At 70.5% G+C, this 24,303-nt stretch carries 26 protein-coding genes; 16 read left to right on the plus strand and 10 right to left on the minus strand.

All coding sequences use genetic code 11. The annotated features are described in order from the left end of the window. The first annotated feature begins 89 nt into the window (after positions 1-89). The 5 genes from MNO14_RS04785 (at position 90) to MNO14_RS04805 (ending at position 4,205) form a co-directional block, all read left to right on the plus strand. A complete protein-coding gene (locus tag MNO14_RS04785) occupies positions 90-1,463 on the plus strand; it encodes an MFS transporter (protein WP_241945610.1) in 1,374 nt (457 codons plus the stop codon). Between the two features lie 138 nt (positions 1,464-1,601). After that, positions 1,602-1,970: a hypothetical protein gene (locus MNO14_RS04790; RefSeq protein ID WP_241945611.1), complete on the plus strand. Its 369-nt coding sequence runs from the start codon at positions 1,602-1,604 to the stop codon at positions 1,968-1,970. Positions 1,971-2,289: 319 nt separating this feature from the next. Then, the gene (locus tag MNO14_RS04795) at positions 2,290-2,805 is read left to right on the plus strand and encodes an MgtC/SapB family protein (RefSeq protein ID WP_241945612.1); all 516 of its coding nucleotides are present in this window, start codon (positions 2,290-2,292) and stop codon (positions 2,803-2,805) included. A gap of 92 nt (positions 2,806-2,897) precedes the next feature. After that, the gene (locus MNO14_RS04800) at positions 2,898-3,713 is read left to right on the plus strand and encodes a hypothetical protein (RefSeq protein WP_241945613.1); all 816 of its coding nucleotides are present in this window, start codon (positions 2,898-2,900) and stop codon (positions 3,711-3,713) included. A 255-nt stretch (positions 3,714-3,968) separates the two neighbouring features. Then, on the plus strand, positions 3,969-4,205 hold the full coding sequence (locus MNO14_RS04805) for a hypothetical protein (protein WP_241945614.1): 237 nt from the start codon (positions 3,969-3,971) through the stop codon (positions 4,203-4,205). A 55-nt stretch (positions 4,206-4,260) separates the two neighbouring features. On the opposite strand, the gene MNO14_RS04810 is transcribed toward MNO14_RS04805, so the two are convergent. The 4 genes from MNO14_RS04810 to MNO14_RS04825 form a co-directional block, all read right to left on the minus strand. After that, the gene (locus MNO14_RS04810; protein ID WP_241945615.1) at positions 4,261-4,524 is read right to left on the minus strand and encodes a hypothetical protein; all 264 of its coding nucleotides are present in this window, start codon (positions 4,522-4,524) and stop codon (positions 4,261-4,263) included. Positions 4,525-4,676: 152 nt separating this feature from the next. Beyond that, positions 4,677-4,925, minus strand: coding sequence for a hypothetical protein (locus tag MNO14_RS04815; RefSeq protein ID WP_241945616.1), 249 nt, complete (start codon positions 4,923-4,925; stop codon positions 4,677-4,679). Between the two features lie 98 nt (positions 4,926-5,023). Continuing rightward, positions 5,024-5,419 (minus strand): MAPEG family protein, encoded by a 396-nt coding sequence (locus MNO14_RS04820; protein WP_241945617.1) that lies wholly within the window; start codon positions 5,417-5,419, stop codon positions 5,024-5,026. 70 nt (positions 5,420-5,489) lie between these two features. Then, a complete protein-coding gene (locus tag MNO14_RS04825; protein WP_241945618.1) occupies positions 5,490-6,029 on the minus strand; it encodes a type 1 glutamine amidotransferase domain-containing protein in 540 nt (179 codons plus the stop codon). 175 nt (positions 6,030-6,204) lie between these two features. On the opposite strand from MNO14_RS04825, the gene MNO14_RS04830 reads away from it, so the two are divergent. The 6 genes from MNO14_RS04830 (at position 6,205) to MNO14_RS16680 (ending at position 14,293) form a co-directional block, all read left to right on the plus strand. Then, positions 6,205-8,592, plus strand: coding sequence for a DEAD/DEAH box helicase (locus MNO14_RS04830; RefSeq protein ID WP_241946261.1), 2,388 nt, complete (start codon positions 6,205-6,207; stop codon positions 8,590-8,592). 10 nt (positions 8,593-8,602) lie between these two features. After that, on the plus strand, positions 8,603-9,475 hold the full coding sequence (locus MNO14_RS04835; RefSeq protein WP_241945619.1) for a ribonuclease H-like domain-containing protein: 873 nt from the start codon (positions 8,603-8,605) through the stop codon (positions 9,473-9,475). 303 nt (positions 9,476-9,778) lie between these two features. Next, complete coding sequence (locus MNO14_RS04840) at positions 9,779-11,137, plus strand: amino acid permease (protein ID WP_241945620.1); 1,359 nt, start codon at positions 9,779-9,781, stop codon at positions 11,135-11,137. Beyond that, the gene (locus MNO14_RS04845) at positions 11,134-11,817 is read left to right on the plus strand and encodes a class I SAM-dependent methyltransferase (protein WP_241945621.1); all 684 of its coding nucleotides are present in this window, start codon (positions 11,134-11,136) and stop codon (positions 11,815-11,817) included. Before MNO14_RS04840 ends, MNO14_RS04845 begins: the two co-directional genes overlap by 4 nt. Before the next feature lie 62 nt (positions 11,818-11,879). Next, positions 11,880-12,875, plus strand: a complete 996-nt coding sequence (locus MNO14_RS04850) for an alpha/beta hydrolase (RefSeq protein WP_241945622.1) — start codon at positions 11,880-11,882, stop codon at positions 12,873-12,875. A gap of 116 nt (positions 12,876-12,991) precedes the next feature. Continuing rightward, positions 12,992-14,293, plus strand: coding sequence for a hypothetical protein (locus MNO14_RS16680; protein ID WP_343226414.1), 1,302 nt, complete (start codon positions 12,992-12,994; stop codon positions 14,291-14,293). Between the two features lie 30 nt (positions 14,294-14,323). Here MNO14_RS16680 and MNO14_RS04860 read toward each other — a convergent pair whose 3' ends face one another. Continuing rightward, entirely contained in the window at positions 14,324-16,162 is a 1,839-nt protein-coding gene (locus MNO14_RS04860) for an ABC transporter ATP-binding protein (RefSeq protein ID WP_241945623.1), read from the minus strand. Positions 16,163-16,301: 139 nt separating this feature from the next. Next, a complete protein-coding gene (locus MNO14_RS04865; protein ID WP_241945624.1) occupies positions 16,302-17,330 on the minus strand; it encodes a zinc-binding alcohol dehydrogenase family protein in 1,029 nt (342 codons plus the stop codon). A gap of 80 nt (positions 17,331-17,410) precedes the next feature. Between MNO14_RS04865 and soxR the strand changes: the two genes are divergently transcribed. Then, positions 17,411-17,866: a redox-sensitive transcriptional activator SoxR gene (soxR, locus tag MNO14_RS04870; protein WP_241945625.1), complete on the plus strand. Its 456-nt coding sequence runs from the start codon at positions 17,411-17,413 to the stop codon at positions 17,864-17,866. A gap of 59 nt (positions 17,867-17,925) precedes the next feature. On the opposite strand, the gene MNO14_RS04875 is transcribed toward soxR, so the two are convergent. Beyond that, positions 17,926-19,602: a DUF2207 domain-containing protein gene (locus MNO14_RS04875; protein WP_241945626.1), complete on the minus strand. Its 1,677-nt coding sequence runs from the start codon at positions 19,600-19,602 to the stop codon at positions 17,926-17,928. Positions 19,603-19,897: 295 nt separating this feature from the next. On the opposite strand from MNO14_RS04875, the gene MNO14_RS04880 reads away from it, so the two are divergent. Next, the gene (locus MNO14_RS04880; RefSeq protein WP_241945627.1) at positions 19,898-20,422 is read left to right on the plus strand and encodes a DUF4019 domain-containing protein; all 525 of its coding nucleotides are present in this window, start codon (positions 19,898-19,900) and stop codon (positions 20,420-20,422) included. A 57-nt stretch (positions 20,423-20,479) separates the two neighbouring features. Here MNO14_RS04880 and MNO14_RS04885 read toward each other — a convergent pair whose 3' ends face one another. The 3 genes from MNO14_RS04885 to MNO14_RS04895 form a co-directional block, all read right to left on the minus strand. Next, positions 20,480-20,701, minus strand: a complete 222-nt coding sequence (locus tag MNO14_RS04885; RefSeq protein WP_241945628.1) for an RNA-binding S4 domain-containing protein — start codon at positions 20,699-20,701, stop codon at positions 20,480-20,482. Between the two features lie 93 nt (positions 20,702-20,794). Further along, positions 20,795-21,736 (minus strand): DMT family transporter, encoded by a 942-nt coding sequence (locus tag MNO14_RS04890; RefSeq protein WP_241945629.1) that lies wholly within the window; start codon positions 21,734-21,736, stop codon positions 20,795-20,797. A gap of 75 nt (positions 21,737-21,811) precedes the next feature. Continuing rightward, positions 21,812-22,399: a Fe-Mn family superoxide dismutase gene (locus MNO14_RS04895; protein WP_241945630.1), complete on the minus strand. Its 588-nt coding sequence runs from the start codon at positions 22,397-22,399 to the stop codon at positions 21,812-21,814. Between the two features lie 116 nt (positions 22,400-22,515). Between MNO14_RS04895 and grxD the strand changes: the two genes are divergently transcribed. The 3 genes from grxD to MNO14_RS04910 are packed head-to-tail and all read left to right on the plus strand — an operon-like array spanning position 22,516 to position 24,187. Further along, on the plus strand, positions 22,516-22,836 hold the full coding sequence (gene grxD, locus MNO14_RS04900) for a Grx4 family monothiol glutaredoxin (RefSeq protein ID WP_241945631.1): 321 nt from the start codon (positions 22,516-22,518) through the stop codon (positions 22,834-22,836). A gap of 2 nt (positions 22,837-22,838) precedes the next feature. After that, entirely contained in the window at positions 22,839-23,591 is a 753-nt protein-coding gene (locus MNO14_RS04905) for an SDR family NAD(P)-dependent oxidoreductase (protein WP_241946262.1), read from the plus strand. Next, on the plus strand, positions 23,588-24,187 hold the full coding sequence (locus MNO14_RS04910) for a YhgN family NAAT transporter (RefSeq protein ID WP_183426170.1): 600 nt from the start codon (positions 23,588-23,590) through the stop codon (positions 24,185-24,187). The genes MNO14_RS04905 and MNO14_RS04910 overlap by 4 nt, the downstream gene beginning before the upstream one ends. Positions 24,188-24,303: the final 116 nt, after the last annotated feature.

Here is a 24,303-nt window from a genome sequence, read left to right on the forward strand (position 1 = left end):
CGCGTCCGGCAGGGTGCATCGCGATCGCCGACATGGCCTTCCGCGCGGACCTCTATACTCGCGGGTCCCTGACCCGGCGAGCCTTGCCCATGCGTGTGTCCAGCAATTCCGCGTCTTCCGCCGCGCCCAGCGCGACCCATCCCGCCAGCTTGCGCCGGTCGGTATCGAATACGCTGAAGGGCTCGGCCGGCAACCTCGTCGAATGGTTCGACGTCTATGTCTACTCGGTATTCGCGGCGTACTTCGAGTCGCAGTTCTTCTCGCCCGAGGACAAGAACGCCACGCTCTACGTGTGGGGCATCTTCGCGATGACCTTCCTGATGCGCCCGATCGGCGCCTGGTACTTCGGCCGCTTCGCCGACCGCTACGGCCGGCGCTTGGCGCTGACGGTCTCGGTGTCAATGATGGCCGGCTGCTCGTTCGTGATCGCCATCACCCCGACTGTCGCCACGATCGGCATCGCCGCGCCGATCATCCTGTTGCTCGCGCGCCTGGTGCAGGGCTTCGCGACCGGCGGCGAGTACGGTGCCAGCGCGACCTACATGTCCGAGGCCGCGATTCCCGGTCGCCGCGGCTTTCTGTCCTCGTTCCATTACGTGACCCTGGTCGGTGGCCATGTGCTGGCTCAGGCCACGTTGCTGGCGATGCTGTTGTCGCTCGACACCGCGCAGATTTCCGAGTGGGGCTGGCGCCTGGCCTTCGCGCTGGGCGGCGTCGCGGCGATCGTGGTGTTCTGGCTGCGGCGCACGATGGACGAGTCGCTGGAGACCGAATCGATCGAGGCCGCCAAGACGGGCGGCGCACGCGCATCGGGGTCGCTGCGCGAGCTCTTCGTCAACCAGTGGCGTCCGCTGCTGCTGTGCTTCCTGATCACCGCGGGCGGCACGATCGCGTTCTACACGTACTCGGTCAACGGCCCGAAGATGATCCAAACCGCGTTCGCCGGCGGCGATGCAATCACCGGCACCTGGATCAATCTGGCGCTGCTGGCCTTTTTGATGGTGCTTCAGCCGGTCGGCGGCTGGTTGTCGGACATCATCGGGCGCAAGTCGCTGCTGGTGTTCTTCGGCATCGGCGGCGTGCTCTATACCGGTTACATGGTCACCGCGCTGCCGCAGCAGACCAGCGCACTGTCGGCGTTCCTGATCCTGGGCGCCGGCTTCGTGATCCTGACCGGCTACACGTCGATCAACGCGGTGGTGAAGGCCGAACTGTTCCCCACCCACGTGCGCGCGCTGGGCGTCGGCCTGGGCTACGCGCTGGCCAACTCGGCCTTCGGCGGGACCGCGCCGGTGCTCTACCAGGCCGCGCTCAAGTCCGACCAGGTGACCGCGTTCGTGATCTACGCGACGACGGTGATCGCTGTGTCGCTGGTGGTCTACGTGTTCTTCCTCAAGAACAAGGGCGCGAACTGGCTCGACGACGCGCACGTGATGCGCGAACGCGGGCAGGGCCGACGCTGAGGCGAACGCACGCCGTCACCCGGCCCTCTCCCGCAAGCGGGGGAGGGCGCGGGACGAGGCGGCCGGCGGGCGCTCTGCTGCCGGATTCACATCCTCGGTTCTAGACTCGTCCTTCCTTCGTCTGGCGAGAGCCCACCCATGTTCAAGCGCATCGTTCCCGTCCTGCTCATCGCGCTGCTGGCCGCCTGCAGCGCGCCTGCCGAGCGCGACACCGTCCGGCCCAAGGCCGGTCCCGCGGTCGCGTCGGTGACCAACGAGACCGACTGCCTGCGACGCGGCGGCGAGTGGAAACAACTGGGACGGGCGCCGGTCCCACAGTGTCTGCTGCAGACCGTCGATGCCGGCAAGGCCTGCACCGACAGCCAGCAGTGCCAGGGCCAGTGCCTGGCGCCGGAAGGCACCGTCGACAGCGCGCGCGTGCAGGGCCAGTGCAGCGTCGACACCAACCCGTTCGGCTGCCAGCAGCGGGTGCGCGACGGCGTGGCGTGGACGATCTGCGTCGACTGACCCGGCGCGACCGGATCGATGCAGTGTGACCGACGGGGACGGCGGAAGCCGTCCCCGTTTGCATGCCGGCCGCCGCAATCGGGACAGGGCCGCGGGCGATCGCGCTGCGTGCTCGGGTCGCTGCATTCGCCTTGCCCGGCGTGCGGCGATCGGAACCCCGGCCCGATGCGCGAGGGGCGACGCGGTCGCAAGGCGCAGCCTGCGCCATCACCGCGACCAGACCGGCCGCGCGCTAGCGTCCTGCGCACATCCCATGACGGAGTGCTCCGATGCCGATCGCGACCCACCTCGCTGACCTTGCCGCTGGAGTTCCTGCGCGATGAGCGTGCTCGACCAAGTGCTCGATGCCGTGGCGCGCGAACTGGCGTTGCCCGATCCCGACACCTTGACCACCATCGTGGTCCGCGTGCTGGTGGCCGCGCTGCTCGGCGGCTTGGTCGGCTGGGAGCGCGAGCACAAGGGACGCGCTGCGGGATTGAAGACGCATATCCTGGTGTCGATCGGCTCGGCGCTGTTCGTGCTCGCGCCGTTGCTGTCGGACATCGACGGCGCTGACGTGACTCGGGTGATGCAGGGCATCGTGTCGGGTATCGGCTTTCTGGGGGCGGGCGCGATCCTCAAGCTGGACAAGGGCGAGCGCATCGAAGGCCTGACGACCGCGGCTGGAGTCTGGATGACCGCGGCGATCGGCATGGCCGCCGGCATGGGCCAGGAAATGGTGGCGCTGGCGACCACGCTCGTCGCGTTGCTGGTCGTCGGCGCGCTGCCGCGGCTGCAGCGTCCACGTGCGCGGGCGCGCCGGCGGAGCATCGATCTGGCAGGCCGCGACAGCTGAACGCAACGGGCGCGCATTCCCGATTCCGCCACGGCGGCTTCATCCCGGACTCCGCACGGTGATCGCACATTTCGATCAACGGAGCCAAGCAGATGACCAAGCACAACGACATCCGAGACGGCGGCCGCGACCTCAATCGCGATCCGATCACCAAGACGCCCGGCGCCCATCCGATCGGCGTCGGTGTCGGCGGCGCGGCAGGCGGCATGGCCGCCGGCGCTGCGGCCGGGACCGTTTTCGGACCGGTCGGGACCCTGATCGGCGCGGCGGTCGGCGTGGTCGCCGGTGCGGCGATCGGCAAGGGCGTGGCCGAGCGCATCGATCCGACCGGCGAAGTGGAGTACTGGCGTGATGCGCATCGCGACCGCCCCTACGTCAAGCCCGAACACGACTACGACCGCGACTACGCGCCGGCATACGGCTTCGGCCTGCAGGCGCGCGAGGCGGACCGGACCCGCAGTTGGGACGAGTCGGAGGCGCAGCTGCGCCGCGATTGGGAATCGGCCAGGGCCGAGTCGAAGCTGGCGTGGGAAGACGCACAACCGGCGGTTCGCGATGCCTGGGAGCGCACGGATCGGACCTACGACCTGTACCAGCGCAGCGACGACTACCATGCCAAGGCGTTCGAGAATGCGCCGTACCGCAGCGCAGACGACCGCTACGAGGACTACCAGCCGGCGTACCGCTACGGCGCCTACGCGCGCTCGCGCCATGCCAATCGCGACTGGGACGACGCGCTGGCAGGCGAACTCGCGCGCGACTGGGCGACGCGACGCGGCAACTCGCGTCTGGAGTGGGACCGCGCCAAGGCCGCGGTGGAGGATGCCTACATCTCGCACGACCGCTATACGAGCGGCGAGTACACCGGCAGCGGCCGCGACGACAACGACCGTTTCCGGGTCGGGTGACATCGTCGATCGACAAGCACGACGCAACGGGCGCATTCTTGGTCGAATGCGCCCGTTGTCGTTGCGGCTCCCCCGCGTTCGGCCAAGGGCGCCAGCTTGGGGGCGATATCACGCGCTGACGGCATGCCCGCATTGCGATCGGGTCACCAGCCTAATGACAGGCGGGCCGTCGCGGGTCCCGCAAGGCGCATTCACATCGCGCCGCGCGCCCGTCGTGGACCATCGTGGCTATTCCAACGTGCAGGAGATCGCTTCATGAGTGGACAGGGTTCGGCTGGCAATGTCATCGCCGCCATCTGCAGTTTCATCGTGCCCGGCCTCGGGCAATTGGTTCAGGGCCGGCTGCTGTCGGCGGTGCTGTGGTTTCTGGCCGGCTGCATCGCATTCGCGATCACCTGGCTGCTGACGGTCTCGCTGCTGCCGTTCGGCTGGTTCATCGTCAGCGTGTTCTCGTGCATCAACGCAGCTCTGTATCGCCGTCCTGGGGTCTGACTACGCACTCTGCGCTGTGCCCGGGGCCGACGACGGCCACCGGGCACAGGCGCGTTCACTTCGGTTCGCCGTTCTCCACGCCGGTATCGCTGCGCACGTCGTCGGCGAACGAATGCCCGCTTGCGTCGCGATCGCCGATTTGATCGTCGAGTTCGGGATCGAGCAGGTCAGCCTGGTCGTCGAGACCAATGTTGTCGAGCGCCGACTGCGAACGCGGGTCCTTTAACGCCGGCCCGCGCGTTGGCGGCAGATCCTCGCGGTCGCGTATCGACGATTCCTCGCTCGGGGCGTTGGGGCGGGTGGGGTTGGCTTTGCTCATGGCGGTCTCCGGTCTGCGGTGCGGACACTATCGGCGCGACCGCGTCACGCGGGCGGCAAGCGCCTGTGAGCGCCGTGTCGTGACCCGGTCATGCCTGCGTCGCGCGTGATTGCGTGCCGCCCCACTGCCGTCGAGGCGACATCGAGCAGGCGTCAAACCGCGCGGCTGACCTGGCCCGCGGCCGCCGCGCGACGGTGTTCGCGGCGCGGGCGCGTGTCATGCGCATGCCAGGCCGCCTGCACTTGGGCGCGGACGTCGTGCCAGGCACGCAAGCGGCCATCGAACTCCCAGACCCGCCGCAGCACCGGCTCGATCTCTTCCCAGGGACGCTCGGGATACGACGCACGTCCATTGCGACCCAGCGAGAGCACCAGCATCTGATCGGATTCGGAACGGGCCATCTGCGTGTTGCCGGGAACTTGGGAGCGCGCAGGCTACGGCGCGGATCGTCTGTTTTCCGTGAATCCAATGTTGGATTTCAATGACAACGCGGCCGCGTTCAGAACAGCCCCGCCAGCACCATCACCAACCCCACCGTCGCGACCGTCCAGATGGCGCTGCGCAGGTAGGGGATACCGATGCCGTACACCGGCAGATAGGCCACACGCGCCCACAGGTACACCTGGGCGCCCAGTGCGGTGGTGGCGTCGGCGCGACCGGCCAGCACCACCGCCAGCACCGCAGCCGCGAAGAACGGAAAGGTCTCGAGGAAGTTGCGGCTCGCCGCCGACAACCGCTGCGCGGCGCCGGTGAGCGGTGGCACCGCGCCGTCGCGGTTGCTCGCGTTCCAGGCCAGGCCGCGTTGCGCGGTCGAGAACCCGGCTGCGATCAGCACGTGGACCAAGCCGAGGACGATCGACCCGGCCAGCATCTGCAATTCGATCGTCATCGGCATGGCCTCCAGCGCATCATGTTCAGAGCAGGGCTTTTTATTTCAGAGTCCGGCGTTCAGGGCATGACCTTCATCAGCCTGCGACGGCCTTGGCGATCGCGGCGTTGAAAGCCGGGATGTCGTCGGGCTTGCGGCTGGTGATCAGATTGCCGTCGACGACGACTTCCGCGTCCTGCCAGTCAGCGCCGGCATTGATCAGGTCGGTCTTGATCGACGCCCAGGACGTGACCTTGCGGCCCTTGGCCAGGCCGCTTTCGACCAGCAGCCAGGGGCCGTGGCAGATCGCGGCGACCGGCTTGCCGCTCTGGCCGAAGCTGCGCACGAACGCGACCGCATCGGCGTCTTTGCGCAAGTTGTCGGGGTTGATCTGCCCGCCGGGCAGCACCAGCGCGTCGTAGCGGCCGGGATCGGCCTTGGACAGCGACACGTCGACATCGACGCTGCGGCCCCAGTCTTTCTGGTCCCAGCCCTTGATCGACTTGGCATCGCCGGGCGATACGACGTCGACGCGGGCGCCGGCCTCGCGCAGCGCCTGCAGGGGTTTTTCGAGCTCCGATTGCTCGAAGCCGTCAGTGGCGAGAATGGCGATCGTCTTGCCGTCCAGGGTCTGCATCGGGGTCTCCAACGGGGGAAAGGAGCGCCCGATGCTAGGGCGCGGGCGGTCCTGCGCCCGTGAACGGTGGCGTCTGCGGCCGCAGTCTCGCGTTGTGAGACGGGGCGCGGGCACGCTCGCGCCCCGCCTGCCGCCCGGAGCGTGCTGTCTGAACGCGATTCTCAAACCCGACACGCTGCCCGCGACCCCGGCCGGCACCGCGCCCGGCACTGCGCTTGCGACCAAGTTGTCGGCCAAGTATCCCGGGCGCATCACCGGCAGCCTGCTGTTGCCCGGCCAGCCAGGACGCTACGCGCCGATGCCCGCCGACGTGCCCGAGGCGCTGGCGGGCGCGCTGCGCAGCCGCGGCATCGACCGACTCTACAGCCACCAGGCGCAGGCCTGGGCCGCGACCCAGGCCGGGCGGCACGTCGTCGTCGCCACCCCGACCGCGTCGGGCAAGTCGCTGTGCTACACGCTGCCGGTGCTGTCGGCGGCGATCACCGCGCGCAGCAAGGCGCTGTACCTGTTCCCGACCAAGGCACTGGCGCAGGACCAGGTGGCCGAGTTGCTGGAACTCAATGCTGCCGGCGAGCTCGGCCTGCGCGCGGCGACCTTCGACGGCGACACGCCCGGGGACGCGCGCCAGGCGATCCGCATCAATGGCGACATCGTTGTCAGCAACCCCGACATGCTGCACCAGGCGATCCTGCCGCATCACACCAAGTGGGCGCAGTTCTTCGAGAACCTGCGCTATGTGGTGATCGACGAGATCCACACCTACCGCGGCGTGTTCGGTTCGCACGTGGCCAATGTGATCCGCCGGCTCAAGCGCGTGTGCGCGTTCTACGGCGTGACCCCGCAGTTCATCCTGTGCTCGGCGACGATCGGCAATGCCCGCGAACACGGGCGCGCGCTGATCGAGGTCGACGACGCGCAGCTCGAGGCGATCGACGACGGCGGGGCGCCGCGCGGCGACAAGCACGTGCTGCTGTGGAACCCGCCGGTGGTCAATCCGGACCTGGGCCTGCGCGCATCGGCGCGCTCGCAGTCCAACCGCATCGCGCGGCTGGCGATCCGCTCGGGCCTCAAGACGCTGGTGTTCTGTCAGACCCGGCTGATGGTCGAGGTGTTGACCAAGTATCTCAAGGAGGTCTTCGACCACGACCCGCGCAAGCCGCGCCGCATCCGCGCCTACCGCGGCGGCTATCTGCCGACCGAACGCCGGGCGGCCGAGCGCGAGATGCGCGCCGGCACCATCGACGGCATCGTCAGCACCTCGGCGCTGGAACTGGGGGTCGACATCGGCAGCCTCGATGTGGTCGTGCTCAACGGCTATCCGGGCAGCATCTCGGCGACCTGGCAGCGCTTCGGTCGCGCAGGCCGCCGGCAGCAGCCCTCGGTCGGCGTGCTGGTCGCCAGCTCCGAGCCGATGGACCAGTACGTGGTGCGGCATCCGGAGTTCTTCGCCCAGGCCAACCCCGAGCACGCGCGCATCGAGCCCGACCAGCCGCTGATCCTGCTCGACCACATCCGCTGCGCCGCGTTCGAGCTGCCGTTCGTCGACGGCGATATGTTCGGCCCCATCGCGCCGCTGCCGTGGCTGGAGGTGCTGGCCGAGTCGGGCGTGCTGCACCACGAGGGCGACCGCTGGGAGTGGATCGCCGACAGCTACCCGGCGCAGGCGGTGAATCTGCGCTCGGTCGCCGACGGCAACTTCGTGGTCGTCGACCGCACCGACGGCCGGCAGACGATCATCGCCGAGGTCGATTACTCGGCGGCCGCACTCACGCTCTACGAGGGCGCGATCCACATGATCCAGTCCGAGCCGTTCCAGGTCGAACGCCTGGACTGGGACGGCCGCAAGGCCTATGTGCAGCGCACCCATGTCGATTACTACACCGACGCGATCGACTACACCAAGCTCAAGGTGCTCGACGACGCCGAGCAGGCCGATGCCGGGCAAGGCAGCGCGCACCTGGGCGAGGTGCACGTGGTGCGGCGGGTGTCGGGCTACAAGAAGATCCGCTTCCATACCCACGAGAACATCGGCTACGGGCCGGTCAACTTGCCCGACCAGGAACTGCACACCAGCGCGGTGTGGTGGCAGTTGCCGCAGCGTGCGCTCGATGCCGCGTTCGACGCGCGGCATGAGGCGCTCGACGGATTCCTCGGCGCCTCGTACGCGCTGCACTTGGTGGCGCAGGTCGCGGTGATGGCCGAGAGCCGCGACCTGCAGAAAGCCGTGGGCAGCGGCGATGGCACGTGGTTTGCGACCGCCGACCAGCGCGGGCGCGGACAGTTGCGCGACGGCGAGGGCGCGGCGATCGACATCGCCCACATCGGCCGCTTCGCGCCGACGCTGTATCTCTACGACAACTACCCCGGCGGCGTCGGCCTGTCTTCGCCGTTGTTCGAACGTCGCGACGAATTGCTCGCGCAAGCCGCGGCGCTGATCGGCGGCTGCGGTTGTCGCGCCGGCTGCCCGGCCTGCGTCGGGCCGATTCTCGCGTCCGAGGAGGACGCCGAGCGCACGCCGCGGCAACTGGCCGCGCGCGTGATCGACCTGCTGGTGGCCGCTTGAGCGCGCGTCCATGAGCGCGCTGGCCAAGCGGCTGGGATTGCTGCGCAACCAGGCCGGCACCGCGCTGCCGAGCGTCGCGCCGGCCCGGCCGATGGGTCCCGCGCTGCCGCCGCGCGCGCAGTGGCCGCGCGCCGATGCACAGCGTTCGCCGGAGGTCGTCGCCGAGCAGCTGCGCAAGCTGATGAAGCTGCGCACGCCGGCGATGGCGCCGCGCCCGGCCGCGCCGGTCGATCGCAGGCTACCGGGCGAGGAGATCGCGCCGGGCCTGCGCTATCTCGAGCAGGTCGCGGCCTGGTCGCACGACGATGCCGAACTGGCGCTGCACGACATTCGCCACGACACCGCGCGGCGCGGCGACCTGCTTGCGTTCGACACCGAGACCACCGGCCTGGCCGGCGGCACCGGCACCCGCGCCTTCATGATCGGCGCGGCGGACTTCGTCGACGGCCGGCTGCGGATCCGTCAGCTGTGCATCACCACCCTTGGCGCCGAACGCGAGATGCTGAAGGTCTTCGCCAGCTGGCTGCGGCGGCAGACCGTGCTGGTGAGCTACAACGGGCGCTGCTACGACCGTCCGCTGCTGACCACGCGCTACCGTCTGGCGCGGATGCGCGATCCGCTGATCGATCTGCGTCACGTCGACCTGCTGCACCCGGTGCGGCGGCGCTATCGCGGCGTCTGGGCCAATTGCCGGCTGGCGACCGTCGAGCGCGAACTGCTCGGCGTGCTGCGCGAGGACGACCTGCCCGGCAGCGAGGCGCCGGCGGCGTGGCTGGGCTATCTGCGCGGCGGCAGCGCCGACAAGCTGCGGCGCGTCGGCCTGCACAATGCGCAGGATCTGCGAAGCCTGTTCGGGGTGCTCGAGGCGATGCGCGACCGCTGACGCGCGCGATCGCCTTTGGCGGCTCGCCCCCACCCCGGTCCGCCCCCGCAAGCGGGGGAGGGGAAACGCGCACCGATCCGAAAGCGGTCCTCAGTCCGCCGCCACAACGCGCGTCGCCGCTTCCGTGGGCGATGCCTGTGCGTGCGATCGCGCGTCGCGCCTCAATGCGCGCGCGTCGTCAGCGGCGTGCAGTGCGGCGGCCGCGTTCACATGACTGCCATCGAGGCAGTGGTTGAATCGGATGGCCCAGCAGTCCCGCGCCGCCGGTTCGCCGTCGGCGACCTCCCGTCACTCTGGAGCCTCATGGACGCAAGCGAACGCCGGCCCGAGATGGCCGACCCTGCGCCCCCGCGCGCCACATTACGTGCGCGCGATGCGTTCGCGATCACGATCGGCATCGTCGTCGGCGCCGGCATCTTCCGGACCCCCTCGCTGGTGGCCGGCGCCTCCAGCAGCGAAGTGGCGCTGCTGCTCGCCTGGATCGCCGGCGGTGCCCTGTCGATCGTCGGGGCGCTGTGCTACGCCGAACTGGCCACGACTTACCCGCAGGCGGGCGGCGACTACGCCTACCTGCGCCGCGCCTACGGGCCGCGCATGGCCTTCCTGTTCGCGTGGGCGCGGATGGCGGTGATCCAGACCGGATCGATCGCGTTGCTGTGCTTCATCGTCGGCGACTACATGGCGCAGCTGTTCGACCTGGGCGGCGGCGCATCGGCGCTGGTTGCGGCCGCGGCGGTGATCGCGCTATCGGCGATCAACTGGATCGGTACGCGCCAGAGTGCGGCGGTGCAGACGTGGCTGACGATCGTCGAGATCGCCGGCGTGCTGTTGATCGTCGTCGCGGGGCTGGCGTTCGCGCCCACCGGCATCGCACCGGTGCCCGGCAGCGACGGCGACAGCGCGATCGGCCTGGTCCTGGTGTTCGTACTGCTGACCTACGGCGGCTGGAACGAGGCGGTCTACATCACCGCCGAGGTCCGCGACGCGCGCCGCTGGATGCCGCGTGTGCTGGTGCTCAGCCTGATCGCGATCGCCGCGCTGTACGTGCTGGTCAACCTGGCTTATCTGCGCGTGCTCGGCCTGGGCGGCATGGCGGAGCACAACGCCGTCGCGGCCGAGGTGATGGGCCGGGTCTTCGGGCCGAGCGGCGCGGCGTTGATGAGCGCGATCGTGGTCGCCGCGGCACTGACCTCGGCCAATGCGACGCTGATCACCGGCGCGCGCAGCGTGTATGCGGTGGGGCGCGATTTCCCGGCGCTGGGCGTCATCGGCCGCTGGGATGCACGCAGCGGCGCGCCGCGCGCGGCGATCCTGGTCCAAGGCGTGCTGGCACTGGCGCTGGTCGTGCTGGGCGCGTTCGCGCGCGATGGCTTCGAGGTCGCGGTGGAGTACACCGCGCCGGTGTTCTGGCTGTTCTTCCTGCTGGTGGGCATCGCACTGTTCGTGCTGCGCCGGCGCGACCCCGACCAGCCACGCCCATTCCGGGTACCGCTGTATCCCGCGCTGCCGCTGCTGTTCTGCGCGACCAGCGCCTACCTGCTGTATGCGAGCCTGGCCTACACCGGGCGCGGCGCGCTGGTCGGCGTCGTCGTGCTCGCCATCGGCGGGCTGCTGTTGCTCCGGCTTCGACCGTCCACCCGTCCTGAGGAGACCTCGCCATGATCCGATCGACCTCGTCCCGTCCCGCGCTCGCGCTGTGCGTGCTGGTGCCCGCTTTGATGACGGCCTGCACGCGGGATCCGCAGCCATCGCAGGCCACGGCCGATGCCGGCGTCCCCGCAGCGACGAGCGCAGACGGCGCGCCCACCGCGGTGCCGACGGTCACCGCGCAGATCGGTCCGGACTCGCCGTTCGCCGAAGGCGCGCCGCCGCCGTCGCGCGAGCCCGATGTGATCTACGTGCCGACACCCGAACCGGTGGTCGATGCGATGCTCAATCTGGCCAAGGTCGGCGAGGGCGACGTGCTCTACGACCTGGGCTCGGGCGATGGCCGCATCCCGATCGCGGCGGCGCAACGCTTCGGCGTGCGCGCGGTCGGCATCGACATCAACCCGGTGCGCGTACGCGAGGCGAACGCCAACGCCGAAGCGGCCGGCGTCACCGACCTGGTCACGTTCAAAGAGGCCGACCTGTTCCAGGAGGACATCAGCGAGGCCAGCGTCGTCACGCTGTATCTGCTGCAGAGCCTCAATGTGAAACTGCGCCCGAAACTGCTCGCCGAGCTCAAGCCCGGCACACGGATCGTCAGCCACGCCTTCGACATGGCCGACCAGTGGACGCCCGAGGCCACGCAGGAGGTCGACGGCACGCGCATCTATCTGTGGACGGTGCCCGAACGCTGAGCCGGTCGCACCGCCGGCCGCCGATGGCATCATCGTCGATGCACGCCTGTACGAGGTTTCCCATGCCGCGCTTGTGTTCGCTCTTCCTGTCGCTCGCCGCACTGTCGGCCGCGTCCGCATCCGCCTCGCCCGACGGTGGCGAGTTGCAGGACTTCGAGTCCCCGTACCCGCGCCAGGCGCATGCGCTGACCTCGCAGGGCCAGGCGCTGTCGATGGCCTACCTGGACGTGCGGCCGGAAGGGCCGGGTAATGGGCGCACGGCCGTGCTGCTGCACGGCAAGAACTTCTGCGCGGAGACCTGGGAGGACACGATCGCGGCGCTGGTCGGCGCCGGCTGGCGGGTCGTCGCGCCCGACCAGGTCGGCTTCTGCGGATCGAGCAAGCCGCGCGGCTACCAGTTCTCGTTCGCCCAGCTCGCCGCCAACACCCACGGCTTGCTGCAGGCGTTGGGGGTCGAGCGCCCGGTGCTGATCGGCCACTCGATGGGCGGCATGCTGGCGACCCGCTACGCGCTGCAGTATCCCGATGCGGTCGCGCGGCTGGTGCTGGTCAATCCGATCGGGCTCGAGGACTGGCAGGCCGAGGGCGTGCCGTACGCGACGGTCGATCAGTTGATGGAAGGCGAGCGCAGGACGACCGCCGAGAGCATCCGGGCCTATCAGCGCAAGTTCTATTACGACGGTCGCTGGGACCCGCGCTACGACCGCTGGGTCGAGATGCTGGCCGGCCTGTACGCCGGCCCCGACGGCGAGCTCGTGGCCTGGAACCAAGCCCAGACGTCGGAGATGGTGTTCACGCAGCCGGTGGTGCATGAGTTCCCGAAGCTGCGCGTGCCGACGCTGCTGATGATCGGCGGCAAGGACCGCACCGCGCCGGGCGCCCACCGCGCGCCGCCGCAGATCGCCGCGCGGCTGGGTGACTACCCGGCGCTCGGTCGACGCACGGTCCAGGCGATCCCCGATGCCGAACTGGTCGAGTTCCCGGCGCTGGGGCACTCACCGCAGGTCGAGGCGCCCGAGCAGTTCCACGCGGCGCTGCTGCCGCGGCTGGCGCGCTGAGCACGCCTTCGGCGCGGACGGTCCGGCGGCATTCACATCGCATTCGGACGGTCGCCGGCCAAGTCCCTACACTGGACGGATCATTTCGCGCCCCCTAGCCGGAGTCCGTTGCGTCCATGTCGTCCTGGCGTTCGTGCCTGCCGTTGATCCTGTGTCTGGCCGTGGTCGGCTGCCAGCGCGCGCCCGCCCCGGTCGACCAGGCGGTGGAGACCGTCGAGGTGTCCAGTCCGGAGGAGGGCGGCGCGGTCAGCACCGCACCGCTCGCGACGGAGGACTTGCCCGATGTGGCGCCGCCGCCTGTCGAAACGGCCGATCCGGCCGAAGTCGACTGGTCGCCGATGACGCTCGAGGGCGCGACCGCGTCGCTGAGCTGCGAACTGGACTACGCCACGGCCGGCGATGGCGACGTGCTGAAGGCGTTCGACCGCGCGGCGCTGCGCGAGGCAATGGCGCCGTGCGCCGAACGCGGGGTGTTCCGGCTGCGCTTCAAGGGCCGCGTGACCCAGGACTTCACCCGGTTGATGCAGCGCCTGGCCGCGGTCGCCGATGAGTTGAAGATCGACAAGCGGGTGCTCGATCTTGACTCGAGTGGCGGCATGGTCGAGGAAGCGATCCGTGCCGGCGACGTGATCGCCGAGTCGCGCTGGACGATCTGGGTGCGCGAGGGCGCAGCCTGCCACAGTTCCTGCGTGTTCCTGCTCGCCGGCGGCGACACCCGGCTGATCGGCGGACGGGTCGGCATCCACCGGATCATCCGCATGAGCTCGAGCGCGTCGACCCGGGCCGAGCTCAACCGTGAGCTGCGGGCGGTCTACGGCCGGGTACGCGATTACCTGGAGCGCAATGGCGCCGCAGTCGCGGTCGCCGACCTGATGATGGCCGTGCCCAACCGCAGCCTGCGCATCCTCACCCCCGACGAGCTCAAGCTCTATGGTCTGGACGGGGTGAATCCGGCGCAGGACGATCTCGACCGGCTGCGGCTGATGCGCAAGTGCGGACAGGACTTCGTCGCGCGCCGCGATTCCTACATCCGCGCCTTCGACGCGACCTGCAATGCGCCCGACCGCGACGTCGAGGCGATGACCGCCTGCGGCCTGGAACTGCGCGGGCGCTTCGGCTTCCCGGACGCGCAGTGCCCATCGGAGAGTCCGCTGTCGGAGTTCGACCTGGTCGGGGAGATGACGGCGGCTGCGGGCATCGCCAGCCGGCTGCGCATCCTCGGCGTGCCCACCGGGACGGCCCGCCGCGCCACCGAGCCGGCGCCCGCCGCGCCAGCGCCGCGCGATGCGCGCACGCCGACCGCGCAGGGCGGCGACACGCCCGCCCGGCCGTCCGAGACCTCGGCCGACGACAGCGAGGCGGCCGCGCCGACCGACGGTGCCGATCGCACCGAGACCCCGGCGCCGACGCCAGGTTGAGCGACGGGCGCGGCCCGTCGCGGCGTGGGCTCAGGGCGCGTCGTCCTGCAGGAAACCGCCCGACTGCCGCCGCCACAGTTGCGCGTAGATGCCGTTGGCTGCGATCAGCGCCTCGTGCGTGCCCTGTTCGACGATCCGGCCGCGCTCCATGATGATCAGACGGTCCATCGCTGCGATCGTCGACAGCCGATGTGCGATCGCGATCACCGTCTTGCCTTCCATCAGCCGGTAGAGATTCTCCTGGATCGCGGCTTCGGCCTCGGAGTCGAGCGCCGAGGTGGCCTCGTCGAGCACCAGGATCGGGGCGTTCTTCAGCAGCACGCGTGCGATCGCGATGCGCTGGCGCTGGCCGCCCGACAACTTGACGCCGCGTTCGCCGACCTGGGCGTCGTAACCGGTGCGGCCCTTGGCATCGCTCAGGCCGAGGATGAATTCATGCGCTTCGGCGCGCCGCGCGGCCTCGATCATCTCCGCCTCGCTCGCGTCCGGGCGGCCGTAGAGGATGTTCTCGCGCACAGAGCGGTGCAGCAGCGAGGTGTCCTGGGTCACCATGCCGATCTGCGCACGCAGCGAGTCCTGAGTGACGCTGGCGATGTCGATGCCGTCGATGCGGATCGCACCCGCCTCGCGGTCGTAGAAGCGCAGCAGCAGGTTGACCAGGGTCGATTTGCCCGCGCCAGAGCGCCCGACCAAGCCGATCTTCTCGCCGGGCCGCACGTGCAGATCCAGGCCCTCGATGACGCTGCGCTCGGCCTGGCCGTAGTGGAAGTTGACGCCCTCGAAGCGGATGTCGCCGCGCACCGGCGGCAGCACCTGCGCGGCGGGCGCATCGTCGACGGTGGGCGCCAGCGAGATCGAGTTGATGCCGTCGCGCACCGTGCCGATGTTCTCGAACAGCGCCGAAAGCTCCCACATGATCCATTGCGACATGCCGAGCATGCGCAGTGCCAGCGCGATCGCCACCGCGATCGCGCCGGTGCTGATCGCCCCGCCATGCCACAGCCACAGGCCGAGCCCGCCGACCGAAGCGACCAGCAGCATGTTGAGCACGTAGTTGCAGACGTTGATGATCGTCACCAGCCGCATCTGCCCGTGCACGGTGTCGAGGAAGCCGTCCATCGCCTCGTAGGCGTAGGACTGCTCGCGCGAGGAATGCGAGAACAGCTTGACCGTGGCGATGTTGGTGTAGCTGTCGACGATGCGCCCGGTCATCACTGCGCGCGCATCGGCCTGCTTTTCGGAGATCTTGCTCAGCCGCGGCACGAAGACGCGCATCAGCGCCGCGTAGCACAGCACCCAGCCCAGGAACGGCAGCATCATCCGCCAGTCGGCCGAGGCCGCGACCACCAGCGCGCCGGTCAGGTAGACCAGCACGTAGTTGCCGACATCCAGCAGCTTGATGACCGTCTCGCGCACCGCCAGCGAGGTCTGCATCAGCTTGGTCGCGATGCGGCCGGCGAACTCTTCCTGGAAGTAGGTCATCGACTGCCGCAGCAGGTAGCGATGCACGTTCCAGCGGATCCGCATCGGGAAATTGCCGAGCAGCGTCTGATGGATGATCAACGAGCTGAACAGCGTCATCACCGGCAGGCCGATGAGCACCAGCACGGCCATCGCCGCGAGCCGGCCGCCCTCGGCATCGAGGAACGACGCGGGCGTGTGCGACGCCAGGCGATCGACCAGCGAGCCGACGTAGGCGTAGAGCACAACCTCGGAGATCGCGATGGCCGCGGTGAACAGGGCCATCAGCAGCAGCCAGCGGCCGCTGCCGCGCACGTAGTGCATGCAGAACGCGAACAGCGTCCGCGGCGGCTGCTCGGGCGGGGCGGAGGGGAACGGGGCGATGCGGTTTTCGAACCAGCGGAGCATGGGCGATCCAGTGCGGCGCGCGAGCGCGCGCGGGGTGTCGTCGGGGAGAGCGGGCATTGTCGGCGATGCGCCTGCGGCTGTCGCGGCGCGGGCGGCCGTTTGCGTTCAGCCGGCGTGCGCAACGGTCCGGGTGCGCCGTCTAGGGGATGTCGAGCACGACACGACCCAGATGATGCGCGGTGAGCGCGCGCTCGGCATCGGCGATCCGCGACAGCGGCAGGCGTGCGCCGACGTGCAGATGGAACGGCCCGCGCTCGATCGCGCGGCAGGCCGCCTGCACCGAGGTCGCGCCGGCATGTGCGCCGAAGCCGGTCGCGGCGATGTCCGCGCGCACCGGCGGCGGCGTCACGCCATGCGGCCAGGCGATGCGGCCGCCGGGCTGCAGGGCATCGACCACGCACCGGGCGAGCGCGGCATCGCTCGCGGTCAACAAGGCTGCGGTCGGGCGCTCGGGGGCGAAAATGCGCAGCGCCGCGGCGAGGTCGTGGCGCCGTCCATCGATCGCCATGTCCGCGCCGAGCCGCTCGGCCAGCGCGATGCCATCGGAGCCCGAGACCACCGCCAGCACCCGCGCGCCGCGCTGGCGGGCGAACTGCAGCGCCATATGCCCGATGCCACCGCTCGCGCCCAGCAGCACCAGCGTATCGCCAGCGCCCAGCCCCAGCACCTGGGCGACGGCGTGCATCGCCAGACCGCCATCGACCGGCAGCGCGGCGGCATGCGGCAACGGCAGGCGCGCCGGAATGCGCCATGCACGGTCGGCATCGACGAGCGCGAATTGCGCGTGGAAGCCGTGGCGCGGGGCGCGCGGCAGCGTCAGGCCGCAGACCCGATCGCCCTCGCGCAGCCGCTGCACGCCCGCGCCGACCTCGACCACCGTCCCGGCGCCTTCCGCGCCGCCGATCCAGGGGCCGGGGGGCCGCAACTCCGCGCCGGGCAGGCGGCCATCGCGTTCGAGGATGTCCCAATGGCCGAAACCCGCCGACAGCACGCGGATCAGCACCTGGTCGGGGCCGGGCAACGGAATCGGCGTCTCCACCGGGCGCCAGGCGCCGCGTGCGCCCGGTGCGCAGGCGATTGCCTGCATCGTCTCCGGCTCGGCATCGGCCTGCGACCAGGCGCAGGCCGATGCCTGGATCGAGGGCGAGGAGAGAGTCTCGAGTGTCATGCGGGCTCCTGTCGGATTGCGGGGGCGATACCGGGCAGGGTAAAACCTCAATAAATGTTGAGGTCAAGAGGGCGGAGGCGATGGGCCAGAACGGTGTGGGGACGCACGAGACGTTGTCGGTCGGCGAACTGGCCGCGCGCAGCGGGGTCGCGATCTCGGCCCTACATTTCTACGAACGCCAGGGCCTGCTGCGCAGCACGCGCAACGCCGGCAACCAGCGTCGGTATCGGCGCGACGCGCTGCGGCGGGTCGCGGTGATCCGGGTCGCGCAGCGGGCCGGCATCCCGCTGGCCGCGATCGGCGAGGCGCTGGCGACCCTGCCCGACGGACGGACGCCGACCCAGGCCGACTGGACGCGCCTGTCGCGCCGCTGGCGGGCCGACCTCGATGCCCGCATCGCCCAGCTCACGCGATTGCGCGACCAGCTCGACGGCTGCATCGGTTGCGGATGTCTGTCGCTGCGGGTCTGCCCCCTGCGCAATCCGGGCGATGTGGCCCGCGCGCGCGGTCCCGGGGCGCCGTATCTCGAGCCGTGATCCAGTGGCCGGGCGCGCGTCGGTGCGTCGGCCGCGCGGGCGGCGGGCGCCCGCTGCGATCAGCGCGACGCGTCGCCCTCGGCCTGACGGCGACGCCGCCTGGTTCGGCGCGCGGCGGGCGTGCGCGCAGCGGCGATGCGCCGGGCCAGGCCTTGGCCGACCGAGCGGCAGAAGCGCTCCAGATCGGTGACGACCACGCCCCGGTACCAGGGCAGATCGGCGACTGAGGCGCTCGCGGCCGCAGGCCCGGCCGCCGCGACGAACCTGCGCGTCCAGGCCGCCTCGACGTCGAGCGCGACGGCGTACGGCAAGAGGTGCTCGTAGTGGTGGACATCGAGCAATGGCGGTGCGGCCTCGGCGCCGGACATCCGGGGGTCGCCGGCCAGATAGCGGCGCAGGCCCTGGACGTGCGCGAGCAGGCGATCGCCCTCGGCCGTGGGCGATCGCGCGCGCATCGCGAAGGCCACCAGCACCAGGCCCATCGCCGCGACGATCGCGAGCGTCGGCGCCCAGAGGCCGGCATCGGCGGACAGCCACAGCGCGGCCGCCGCTGAGACCAGCGCGACCGCGAGCGCCGCCAGCAAGCGGCCGCCGCGGGCGCCGAACAATGCCGGCTGGAAGCGGCGGCGCAGGGCGCGCTCGTGCGCCCGCCAGGTCGCGCCGACGGCCTCGGCCTGCGCCGGCTCCAGCACGATCGCGTCCTGCGTGCCGGGCAGCAGTGCGGTCAGCAGCGCGCGCTGCTCCAGCGTGGGCAGGCGGTGTGCGCCGGTGCGGGTGCGCAGCACGCGCCAGTGCATCCCCTCGCTCGTGCGCTCGCGGACCAGGTGGACGTGGTCGTCGACCGCGGCCGCCAGCAGGTCCGACGACAGACAGCGCGCGTCGTAGCGCATGCGCTGCAGGTAGCGCAGCCCGCCCGGCGAGAATCCAGGTGGGGGGACATCACGCAGCGTCGTATCGTCGGTGGCATGGCCGCGGTGGTGCCGGCGTCTTTGCAGGGTGTACAGGACGAGCAGCGTCGCCAGTCCGGCGAGCGCGACCAGCGGGCCGCGGTGGTCGTGCAGCCACCAGGCCAGGCGTTGCTGCCGGCTGGGTGGCGCGATCAGGCCCTTGGGGAAGGCCAGCGAGACCGTCCAGCCCGCCTCCGGCGGCAGCGGCCGCGCAAGCGTCCAGCGCGCGGTCCCGGCGGCCGACAGTGCGACGTGGAAGTCCCGTCCCGGTGCGCCCGCGGTGCCGGTGGCGCCATCGGCGTGCAGCGTCTCGACCGGCACCGCGTCCGGCAGCGCGATGGCGATGCTGCCGCGTGCGATCTCCACGTCCCGGGCAGGCGCCAGCGCCGGCAGATACACCGTATCGTGATCGTCGAAGAAGCCGAGCTGGCGCGTGGTCCGGTAGCGCAGGGTGTAGACCGGCGTGGACGGGGTCGGCAGGCGGCGAGCGTCGCCGACGCGCACGCGCATGCGGTTGCCGGCGCGCTCGACCGTCCAGGGGGCCGGTCGGCCGTCGCGCAGCACCTCGTACACGTCCAGGTCGACCATGACCCGGGTGCCCGCCGGGTCGCGATAGCGGACCGGGATGTCGCGCACGACGCCATGGCGGAAGATCCGGCCTTCGGCGCGGATCGCGATGCGTTCGGTGACATCGAGACGGCCGTCGGCCAGGACCCGGACTTCGATGTCGTCCGACAGGATGCGTTCCTGTGCCCAGGCGGTCGGCACCGCGAGTAGCCACGCCAGCATCTGCCATCGCAGTGCCCAATCCCACCCGCGCTTAGGCGGCCGGCCGCCGGACGTGGCCAACGGCGGCCCAGGCATCGCGGTCCGCTCGCTCCGGCAGGCAGCGTCTCGGTGCACGCGAGCACGCAACATGGTGTCGGCGGCAGGGCACGGTCGGCGGGTGCTGCAGGGCATGGCGGGCAGGGTGGTCAAACCCCGAGCATACCCGCGCCAGGCGTCGCCCGGCCCGGTTGCCGGCCCCGGCCCGAGGCGTACACTCGAGCCCTTCGACCCGTCTGCCGCCTGGAGCGTCACGCCCATGAACAAGCTGCGCCTGTCTCTGTCGATCGCCATGCTCGCCGCGGCCGTGTCCGCCGCCTATGCCCAGCAGCCCGCCCCGACGGCGCGGCCGGCAGTGGCGCAACAGCCCGCGCAACAACCCGCGCAGCAGCCGGCGCTTACCGCCGAACAGCAGGCGCAGATCGCGCGACAGGATGCCGAGATCAGCGCCGCCGCACTGCAGATCATGCAGATGATCGATGCCAACCGCGCCGGCGAGGTCTGGGACGGCGCCTCGGCGACGATGAAGGGTCTGGTGTCGCGCGAGGACTTCGTGCGTCAAGTCGCCGCCGACCGCAGCCGGCTGGGCGCACCGGCCTCGCGCGACCGTCCGGTGGTGAGCCGGTCGAGGTTCGGCGCCGGCGAGTCCGTGCCCGAAGGGATCTATCTCAACGTCGCCTCGCCGACCAAGTTCGCCAACAACGCGCAGCCGATCCGCGAACTGGTGTCGTTCCGCTTCGACGACGACCGCACCTGGCGCGTATCGGGCTACAGCGTGCGCTGAAGCTGGCCTGCTGCGGCGATTGTGCAGCCTGATCGATCGCGCGCGCGGCGCGCGCGATCAGCCCGCGACCACGCGGATCGTGTGGTCGCCGACTTGCACGGTCTGGCCTGCACGGATCTTGCAGGTCTTGCGCAGTTCGACTGCGCCATCCACGCGCACCGCGCCGCTGGCGACCAGGGCCTTGCCCGCGCCGCCGCTCTCGCACAGCCCCTCGAGCTTGAGCAACTGATTGAGTTCGACATGCTCGCCTTCGAGCTGGAATTCGACGGGTGCGGGCATCGGGGTCCTCCGGGCGGGCGGTCATTATCGTCGTGCGCGGGCAGGCTTGCGAGCAGCGATCGGCGGCGTGAGCGCCGAGCGGCGCAGCCGCGCTCAGCGGGTAATCGACTTCGCCTCGCCGGTGCCGATGTTCTCGGCATGCACGATCCGGCGCGGGCGCGCCAGCACCGGATACACCAGCACTGCCGCCAGGATGATCGCAACCCCGGCGTAGAAGCCCGGTGCGAGTTCGCGCTGCTCGCCCAGCAGCACGATCGCCAGCGCGATCGCGTAGACCGGTTCGAGATTGACCGCCAGTTGCGCGGCGAACGCGCTCATGTGGCGCAGCGCGACCAGCGACAGCGCGAACGGCAGCAGGGTGCAGGCGAAGGCGAGCAGCAGCAGCCAGGCGCCGTCCTGGGCGCCGGGCAGGGTCAGCAGGCTGCCGGCGAACGCCGGAAACAGCAGCGGCATCAGCGGCGCGAGCAGGGTCAGCGTCAAGGTGCCGGCGCCCAGTTCGAGTGCGGTGACCGTGAGCGGATCGGCGCGTTCGACCAGGCGCTTGTTCATCGCGCCGAAGCAGGCCACGAACAGCGCCGACAGCGCACCGACCGCGATGCCCACCCGCATGCCGTCCGGCACGCCGCCCACGACGAGCGCCACGCCGGGCAGCACCGCCAGGCCCAGGGCCAGCTCGCGCCACGAAAAGCGGCTGCGTGCGACCAGCGGTTCGATCAGCGCCACGAACACCGTCGCCAGCGCCATGCAGGTCGCCGCGACCGAGGCATTGGCCAGCTTGACCGCGCCGTAGAAGGTCAGCCAATGCAACGCGACCAGCGCGCCGACGCCCGAATAAGCCAGCAGCAGGCGGCGGGGCAGCGCGCGCAGCCCGCGCCAGACCCGGGGCAGCAACAGCAGGGTGCTGGCAACCAGCAGCATCCGCCACCACACCAGCGGCAGCGCGGGCAGGCTGATCAGCTTGCCGAGGATCGCGGTGAAGCCCCACAGCAACACACACAGATGGATCTGCCACTGGGCTCTGGCGGTGGGTGTCATCGGGGCGTCTCGGCAAGGAGGCGCATTATCCGCGAGTTGCCCGCGAGCGGAAGGCGCTGGGGCCGAGGCGTGGCGCTAGCTGCGCAACCGCGCTGCGACGCTGTCCCAGCTGACGAGCTGCCAGAACGCGTCGAGGTAGCGCTGGCGGTTGTCGCGGTAATCGAGATACCAGGCGTGCTCCCACAGCGAGGCAGCCAGCAGCGGCGTGTCCTCGCCGGTCAGTGGCGTCGCCGCATTGGCGGTGACGGCCAGGCCCAGCCGGCCGTCGCGACGCTGCAGCAACCAAGCCCAGCCGGCGCCGAAGTGGCGTTGGGCCAGCGCATCGAAGCGACTGCGCAGCGTGGCGACATCGCCGAAGTCGCGCGCGATCGCCTCGGCCAGCTTGCCCTTGGGCGCGCCGCCGCCGGCTGCCGCGGGCTTGAGCGAATGCCAGTAGAAGGCGTTGTTCCAGGCCTGGGCGGCATGGTCGAACAACTCGCCATGCGCCTTGCGCACGATCGCCTCCAACGGGGCCTCGGCCAGATCGGTGCCCGCCACCAGCGCGTTGACGCGCTCGATGTGCGCGAGCTGATGCCGGCCGTGATGCTGGTCCAGCGTCTCGCCGGACAGATGCGGCTCGAGCGCGGTGCGATCGTAGGGCAGGGCGGCGAATTCGACAGGCATGGGGCGCGCAGATCTCCGTGGGACGATGGCGTCGGGTGCGACGCGATAGAATGGCCGAATTCTAACCCCGACCGTCGCTGCCACCGCTGGCGACGCGCCCCTTTCGGAGTCGCCTCGTGTCGATCCTCGAACGCATCCAGGCCGAAATCGACGGCCATGCCGTCGTGCTGTTCATGAAAGGGACCCCGCAGTTCCCGATGTGCGGCCATTCCGCGCGCACCGCCGAGGCCCTGGCTGCGGCCGGCGCGCGCGATTTCCGCACCATCAACGTGCTCGAAGAGCCGGAAATCCGCGCCAATCTGCCCCGGTTCTCGAATTGGCCGACGTTTCCGCAGTTGTTCGTCCACGGTGAGCTGATCGGCGGCTGCGACATCACCCTGGAACTGCACGAATCGGGCGAATTGGCCCGCATCCTGGCCGAGGTGCTGAAGCCGTGAGTGTGCCGGTGCTCGACATTCCCGTGCGCCCCGCCGGGCTCGCCGGTCGCACGATCCTGATCGTTGGCGCCCACGGTGGTCTGGGCGAGGCCGCAGCGATGGCGTGTGCGCAGGCCGGTGCCTCGCTGGTGCTGCTCGGCCGCAAGGTGCCGCGCCTGAACCGGCTGCACGACCGGTTGCAGGCGCACGGCCAGGCACCGGCGCTGTATCCGCTCGATCTCGAGGGCGCGGGCCCGGACGACTACGCGCAGATGGCCGAGCGCATCGAGGCCGACACCGGCCGCCTGGACGGCGTGCTGCACGTGGCGGCCCAGTTCTCCGGGCTGACCCCGCTCGAGCACACCGACCCGGCCGCGTTCGCGCGTGCGCTGCACGTCAACCTCACCGCGCGCTGGTGGCTGACCCAGGCCTGCCTGCCGCTGCTGCGCCGTGCGGCCGACAGTGCGGTGGTGTTCGCGATTGATTCGCCGACCCGCACCGGCGGCGCCTACTGGGGCGGCTATGGCGTCGCCCAGGCGGGGCTGGAGACGCTGGTGCGCATGCTCCATGCCGAACTCGCCAATTCGCCGGTGCGTGTCAGCGGCCTGTACCCACCGCCCATGCGCACCGGCTTGCGCAGCCGCGCGCATGTGGAAGAGGACGACCGGCTGGCGCAGGACCCGGCGCGGGTCGCACCGCATTGCGTCACGCTGCTGGCGGCGGCCGGCGCCGCCCATCGCGGCCAGGTCTGGTCGCCCGACGGAGTCGCGGCATGACCGTCGCTTCGGCCGCACTGCTGCTGTTCCTGATCCTCGATCCGCTGGGCAATATCCCGGTGTTTTTGAGCATGCTGCGGCGACTCACGCCGCAGCGCCAGCGCGTGGTGCTCGCGCGCGAACTGCTGATCGCGCTGCTGGTGCTGATGCTGTTCCTGTGGGGCGGCAAGTACGCGCTGGAGATCATGCACCTGCGCCAGGAATCGGTCGCGATCGCCGGCGGCATCGTGCTGTTCCTGATCGGCATCCGCATGATCTTTCCGCCAACCGGCGGATTGATGGGCGAGATCCCCGACGGCGAGCCCTTCATCGTGCCGATGGCGATCCCGCTGGTCGCCGGCCCCTCGGGTATGGCCGCGGTGATGCTGATGGGCAGCAACGAGCCGGACCGGTTGGGCGAATGGAGCCTGGCGCTGCTGATCGCCTGGGGCGCGACCGCCGCGATCCTGTTCTCGGCCACCTACCTCTACAAGCTGCTCGGCGCCCGCGCGCTGACCGCGCTCGAGCGGCTGATGGGCATGTTGCTGGTGGCGATCTCGGTGCAGATGCTGCTCGACGGCATCGTCGGCTTCCTGCGCGACGCACCGGCGGTCTGATATCTCGGCGATGTGACCGGATCGCGACGGGCGGTCCGGCGCGTCGTGCCGTGCCCAGAGAAAAGCCAACGGATTCAGCTGGTTGCGGAACCGGGCCAGTGTCATGGCACTGTCAC

Origin of the sequence: Luteimonas sp. S4-F44 (genome assembly GCF_022637415.1) — a bacterium.
Classification (GTDB): Bacteria; Pseudomonadota; Gammaproteobacteria; order Xanthomonadales; family Xanthomonadaceae; genus Luteimonas.